5 protein-coding genes are annotated in these 6,359 nt (G+C 41.2%); 4 read left to right on the top strand and 1 reads right to left on the bottom strand.

What is annotated here, in order from left to right; translation table 11 throughout:
- Positions 1-234 precede the first annotated feature (234 nt).
- Both OCV57_RS13505 and OCV57_RS14315 read left to right on the top strand, forming a co-directional pair.
- The gene (locus tag OCV57_RS13505) at positions 235-2,604 is read left to right on the top strand and encodes a type I restriction endonuclease subunit R (RefSeq protein WP_022126699.1); all 2,370 of its coding nucleotides are present in this window, start codon (positions 235-237) and stop codon (positions 2,602-2,604) included.
- Positions 2,552-3,385, top strand: coding sequence for a type I restriction endonuclease subunit R, EcoR124 family (locus tag OCV57_RS14315; protein WP_022126698.1), 834 nt, complete (start codon positions 2,552-2,554; stop codon positions 3,383-3,385). The genes OCV57_RS13505 and OCV57_RS14315 overlap by 53 nt, the downstream gene beginning before the upstream one ends.
- 31 nt (positions 3,386-3,416) lie before the next feature.
- Here the strand turns inward: OCV57_RS14315 and OCV57_RS13500 are convergent, their stop codons facing one another.
- Positions 3,417-3,983: a restriction endonuclease subunit S gene (locus OCV57_RS13500; protein WP_267301970.1), complete on the bottom strand. Its 567-nt coding sequence runs from the start codon at positions 3,981-3,983 to the stop codon at positions 3,417-3,419.
- Positions 3,984-4,046: 63 nt separating this feature from the next.
- Between OCV57_RS13500 and OCV57_RS13495 the strand changes: the two genes are divergently transcribed.
- Both OCV57_RS13495 and OCV57_RS13490 read left to right on the top strand, forming a co-directional pair.
- Positions 4,047-4,979 carry a site-specific integrase gene (locus tag OCV57_RS13495; protein ID WP_022126623.1) on the top strand — a complete coding sequence of 311 codons (933 nt, stop codon included), beginning with the start codon at positions 4,047-4,049 and terminating at the stop codon, positions 4,977-4,979.
- Between the two features lie 651 nt (positions 4,980-5,630).
- Positions 5,631-6,356 (top strand): DUF6076 domain-containing protein, encoded by a 726-nt coding sequence (locus tag OCV57_RS13490; RefSeq protein ID WP_158455044.1) that lies wholly within the window; start codon positions 5,631-5,633, stop codon positions 6,354-6,356.
- The last annotated feature ends 3 nt before the right edge of the window (positions 6,357-6,359 follow it).

Below are 6,359 nucleotides of genomic sequence, written 5' to 3'. Positions count from 1 at the left end.
CCCTTGTGTATCAGAGCAACAGAAAATCGGAGACTATTTCCGCAACATCGACTCCCTTATCACCCTTCATCAGCGTAAGCTTGAAAAACTTAAAAATATCAAAAAATCTTGCCTTGAAAAGATGTTTGTGTAAGGAAAATCGATTAAATTGAAGATGCATACGACAATATTGATCGCATGATAGAAAATAAAAAAGAAAAGCAGTAATTATGCTGCATAAGGGAGTGACTACTAATGGGATTTGACAGTGAGACAGCGTTTGAAAGTGCCTTGATAAAATGTCTTGTGGAAGAAAAGGGCTGGAAAGACGGCGTAATAAAATATCCTACCGAAAAAGATTTGCTTGATAACTGGGCAAAAATCATCTTTGAAAACAACAGAGATATTGACCGTTTGGGCGATTTCCCGATGACAGATGGTGAAATGGCACAGATTATGGGGCAGATAGCCAAGCTTCGCACGCCTTTGAATCTAAACGGATTTATTAATGGCGGAACTGTGCAGATTATCCGTGACAACGAAAATGACACGCACAATTTCAAGAAGACGATATCGCTCAAAATCTTTGACCGCAATGAAATAGCCGCAGGCAGAACTCGTTATCAGATTGCACAGCAGCCGAAATTCAAGGCGAAGAACAGCATTTATCCCAATCGCCGCGGCGATTTCTGTCTGCTGATTAACGGAATGCCTGTCATTCACGTTGAACTGAAAAAAAGCAACGTACCTGTCAGTGAAGCACAGTATCAGATTCGTAAATATCTCTACGAAGGTGTGTTTACGGGGCTGTTTTCACTTGTGCAGGTGTTTGTTGCAATGAATCCCGAAGAATGTACCTATTTTGCCAACCCAGGAAGTGATGATAAGTTCAGAAAAACTTTCTGCTTTCATTGGGCAGATAAATATAACAATCCGATTAATGATTGGAATATGATTGCCGAGCGGCTTTTGTCAATTCCTATGGCGCACGAGATGATAGGTTTCTATACGGTTGCAGATCAGACCGACAACACACTTAAAGTTATGAGAAGCTATCAGTATTATGCTGCAAGTAAGATTTCCCGTCGTGTCAGTGAGATGAAGTGGGACGATAAAAGCATTTACGGCGGTTATGTATGGCACACAACCGGTTCGGGTAAGACCATGACAAGTTTCAAATCCGCACAGCTTATTGCAAATTCCAAGGATGCCGACAAGGTAGTTTTCCTTATGGACAGAATTGAACTTGGAATGCAGTCGCTGCGTGAATACAGAGGTTTTGCCGATGAAACAGATGACGTTCAGTCAACTGAAAATACTGAAGTGCTGATTTCCAAGCTGAAAAGTGATAATGTAGGCGACACTCTGATTGTAACCTCTATTCAGAAAATGAGCCGTATCAAGGCAGAAGACGGAATAAACAATGATGATATTGAAAAAATTAATAACAAGCGTATTGTTTTCATCGTTGACGAGTGCCACAGAAGTGTATTCGGCCGTATGCTTTCATCTATAAAATACACATTCCCACGCGCGATTTTCATAGGTTTTTCGGGCACTCCGATTCTTGAAATCAACAAGAAAAAGGATTCCACCACAGCTGATGTATTCGGCGATGAACTTGAGGGCACAAGGTATACGGTTGCCGACGGTATGCGTGACGGCAATGTCCTCGGATTTGACAGCGTTCCTCAGCCTACATATAAAGACAAAGACCTGCGAAAAGCGGTTGCACTTGAAAAGGCAAAAGCACAGGATGAAACCGAAGTCTTTGCCAATGACAGCAAGAAAAAAATTTATATGCATTGGATGTATGACGTACCTATGGGAGAACAGCTTGATGATGACGGCGATTCGCTAGAAAGTATCGAGGGATGTCTTACAGATGCACAGTATAACCGTGATGAACACAGAAAAGCAGTAATTGATGATATTCTAGATAATTGGGTGAGCCAGAGCCACAACGGAAAGTTTCATGCAATACTCGCAACAAGCAGCATCCCCGAGGCAATCAAGTATTACAAATTGTTTGCCCAGCGTGACTGCGGTTTGAAAACAACTGCCGTTTTTGATCCCAGCGATGGAAACAACGAAAGCTCTATCGAAAAAATTGATGGTATAGCCCAGATGCTCGAAGACTATAACAGTCTATTCGGTACGTGCTTTAATATCTCGGGATACGCCTCATTTAAGCGTGACGTGTGTGCAAGATTGGCACATAAAACACCCTATACCGCTGTAGAAAATGAGCCGTCTAAGTGTCTTGACATTCTCATTGTTGTAGATCAGATGCTTACGGGTTACGATTCCAAGTGGCTTAACACGTTGTATATGGATAAGTTTTATAAGTGGTCAAATATCGAAATGATTATTCAGGCATTTTCGAGAACAAACCGTGTGTTCAATGATGATAAGCCCCATGGAATCATTCGTTACTATCGCAGACCATACACTATGAAAAATATTATAGAATATGCTTTCGAGCAATATTCGGGACAAAAGCCTTACGGCATTTTCGTAGCAAAGCTCATACAAAATCTTGAAAATATGAATGCTGCTTTTTCGGATATCAATGATATATTCAAGATTGCAGGAATCCCTGATTTTTTCAAGACTTCCCGATGATGTGACGGAGAAAAGAAAGTTTTCAAAACTGTTTAAGGAGCTCAACAAATTCCTTGAATCGGCAAGGGTTCAGGGCTTTGTTTGGGAGAAACGTGACTATGAATTTGAAGACGATAACGGAAACAAGGACATTGTAACGCTTTTATTTGATGAGAACATTTATAACATTCTTCTGAGGCGTTACAAAGAGCTGCGCACGGGTGGATCGGGCGGTTCCGACGATGAGCCGTATGATATTGAACCTTATCTGATGTCGCTTTCTACGGATAAAATTGATGCCGAATATATGAATTCCCGTTTCAGAAAGTATATCAAGATGATGGGTGACGGCACTGATGAACAAACACGAAATGTCATGTTAAACGAGCTGCATAAATCATTTGCCAACCTATCGCAAGATCAGCAGAAGTATGCCAACATTCTTTTGAAGGATATTCAGAATGCTGAGCTTGTTATTGATGATGACAAAACAATTCTTGATTACATCACCGAATATCAGTCAAGAGCAAAAAGTGACCAGTTCTGTAATTTTGCAAGAAACCTGGGCATTAACGAAACTGCTTTGAAGAAGTTCATGTCATTGCACGTTACGGAAGAGGATATAAATGCTTTCGGTAGATATGATAAGCTTGTTGAGCAGGTTAATATTGATGTGGCAAAAGAATATTTCGAGAAAGCAGAGAAAACCGAAATCCCCAAGCGAAAGGTTCGCTCAAAGCTGGATAAACTTTTAAGAGAGTTCATCCTGAGCGGCGGCTTTGAAATTTCAACTAATGAATAATAACATAATGTGAGCCGTATGGAGTCAAGATTCATTCTTGGCTCCTGTTTTTTTGCTTACGCTGATGAAGGGTGATAAGGGAGTCGAGATGAGAGAAATAAGCTCCGATTTTCTTCTGTTCAGCAAGACTTGGAACAGATAATGCAAAATTAGCATACTCCTGAGCATTGACACCAGGCTGTCCGGAACGCTGAGAAGTGATACGAATATAGCTATCATAACTGTCTGTCAAAGTATTCTGAAACACAAAATCCGCATCATAATCGCTTTTGATTTTTGCTCGGATAAGGAAGCCTGCAAAATACAAATCACCGTCAGAACGGCGATAAATATAGGTTTTTCCTACACTCGCTCCGGTTCTTGCAAATAGAACATCGCCCTCTTGCAGTAAATAATCATCTGCGGTTGAAAAGTCTATGTCGGGTGATGTGAGATCATCTTGCAAGAATAGATGTGTCGAATCATCTATGTCTGTAATTCGTATATATTTATGCTTGCCGTCATATTCAGTGGCGGCAGCGTTTAGACCATATTCAAATGATTCTGAAATCTCGCCCAACTTACGCTGTTCCCAAGCGTCAGTAAATTTGTTTGCAATTATTCATTCAATTAATAAAACCAGTTAAAAACGGCTATAAGCCGAAATAATAGGAGGTATAAAATGTTAAAGTCAATCACCAAGGACGCCTTATTCCATGAATATTATGCACAGTGGATAAGAGTTTACAAGGAGGGAGCAATACGCAAGGTCACGATGGACAAGTATCTTATGACGCAGTCCTGGCTTAAGCGTTTAGCACCCGATTTAAAGGTGCATGAACTCTCGAGAATCACATATCAGCAGTTGATAAATGATTATGCGGTTTACCACGAGAAACAGACTACGATGGATTTTCATCATCAGCTGAAATGTGCAATACTTGACGCGGTGGATGAGGGTTTAATCGAGCGTGATCCGACGCGCAAAGTAATTATTAAAGGCAGACCGCCCAAAGCAAAGAAGGTAAAGTACCTTAATCAGTTTGAATTGCATACACTGCTTAACACTCTTAATCTTGAGCCTGAAATTAATTGGGACTGGTTTATTCTTCTTGTTGCCAAGACAGGAATGCGTTTTTCGGAAGCGCTTGCACTTACTCCCAAAGATTTTGATTTTCCGCGTCAGACACTATCTGTCAGCAAGACATGGAATTATAAAGGTGACGGCGGTTTTCTGCCTACCAAAAATCAGTCATCCGTACGTAAGATACAGATGGACTGGATGACGGTAATTCAGTTCTCTAGATTGGTTAAGAAGTTGCCCGGAGACGAACCGATATTTGTCAAATGCGGCTCGAAAATATACAATTCAACAGTCAATGACATTTTGGAAAGACACTGTAAAAAAGCTAATGTACCTGTTATTTCGGTACACGGACTTCGTCATACCCACGCCTCGCTTTTACTTTTTGCGGGCGTTTCAATCGCAAGTGTAGCAAGACGACTTGGTCACGCAAGCATGACAACAACACAGAAAACGTATTTACATATCATACAAGAGCTCGAAAGCAAGGATATTGACCTTGTGATGAGATCACTTTCTGAACTGTCATAACAAACAAAAAGGCGGATGTTTAGTCCGCCTTTTGCTATGGATATGCCTATGAAGTACTACATCCTTCTCGCCACATAACAATGCCGAGGCGGCTCGCTCTTGTCAATCTCGCACACAAGCTTGCCCTCGTCGCATAGCTTTTAATTAAAAATTAACCGCCTGCTGTCATTACGCATACGGTACTCTTCCTGGTAGAAATGCACCACTTTCAACCACTTGTTTGCCACTTATTTGTGCTAAAAATCACCGAAATCGGCTTAAAATCACTACAATTGCATTGCTCAAAAACGTCGCAAAATCGAAGTATTTTTCTGCAAAATAAGTATGTAAATCCGAAGCTCCGACTTCAGATTTTTTGCTGTTATGAGCCGCTATTGAACTTCAAAGCGTTTGCAACAGCATCGCAAGCTTTGACCTGATACTCCTGAAACATATGACTGTAGACAGAAAGCGTTGTCGTCTTGCCAAATAGTAACACACTTTCATATGCTGGGTAAATAACGTAAATACGCCTTTAAATAGGCTTCTTTTATCTTTCAGAGGTTCGTCGAGCAGCTTGTAGTAGATGTAGATTTCACGAGGCTGCCCCTCCACATAGGCATCAAGGGTGATATACTCGATCAGCTCCAGGCACATCTCACGGGTAAGCTCATGCAAACGAAATCTGCCCTCTGTGAACTTCTTGGTGTCAACGGAATACTACTCCTCGTGGTGCTTCGCCTTTCGTACAAGAAAATAGCCAATCCAATCAATGACCCATGGATGAGCTATGATCTTACCGACAATCTCGATATGAACCTTGTTCCGAGAGAGAAGGCAGAGGGCAGCGGAGAGTATCTTATTGCCGAATATTACCACGCCAAGCGACTGCAATCGCTTCTGAAAGTTGATTTTTTCAAAGGTCTTATGGTCGGGCATCAGATACGCAGGTGTCTGAACTGCAACAGATTTTTTATTGTGAACGGCGGCTATAAGACAAAATACTGCGATATGCCTTCGCCTGAAAATCCAAACAGAACGTGCAATCAGATGGATTTTGCCAAGAAAAAGCCCAAAGAGAAAAATGCCGAGAAGCGAACACTTTTGGCTAAATCAGAGAAACTTTACCATTCCGCTATGACCTCACCGGAATTTACAAACGATGAATTTGAACAACAGTTAAGCTCTGCGAGTTTGTACAGGTTATGTGGCATGGAACCTCCAAGGAAAGGACGATCGGGTCAGGCTGACGATAGGCGCACCTGCAAGCAGGGCAAGGATATTACCCGTTATGAGTATTCCGATTGGCTGAAGAATTTACATGTGGCTAAGTCTGAGTTTTCTGTATCTTTACGCTTGAAATATTTAACTTTTAGTGATATACTTGTTATATACTAACAA

The organism is Hominimerdicola aceti, assembly GCF_025567495.1.
GTDB classification, from domain to species: Bacteria; Bacillota; Clostridia; order Oscillospirales; family Ruminococcaceae; genus Hominimerdicola; species Hominimerdicola aceti.
This window is presented reverse-complemented; position numbering and strand designations above follow the sequence as displayed.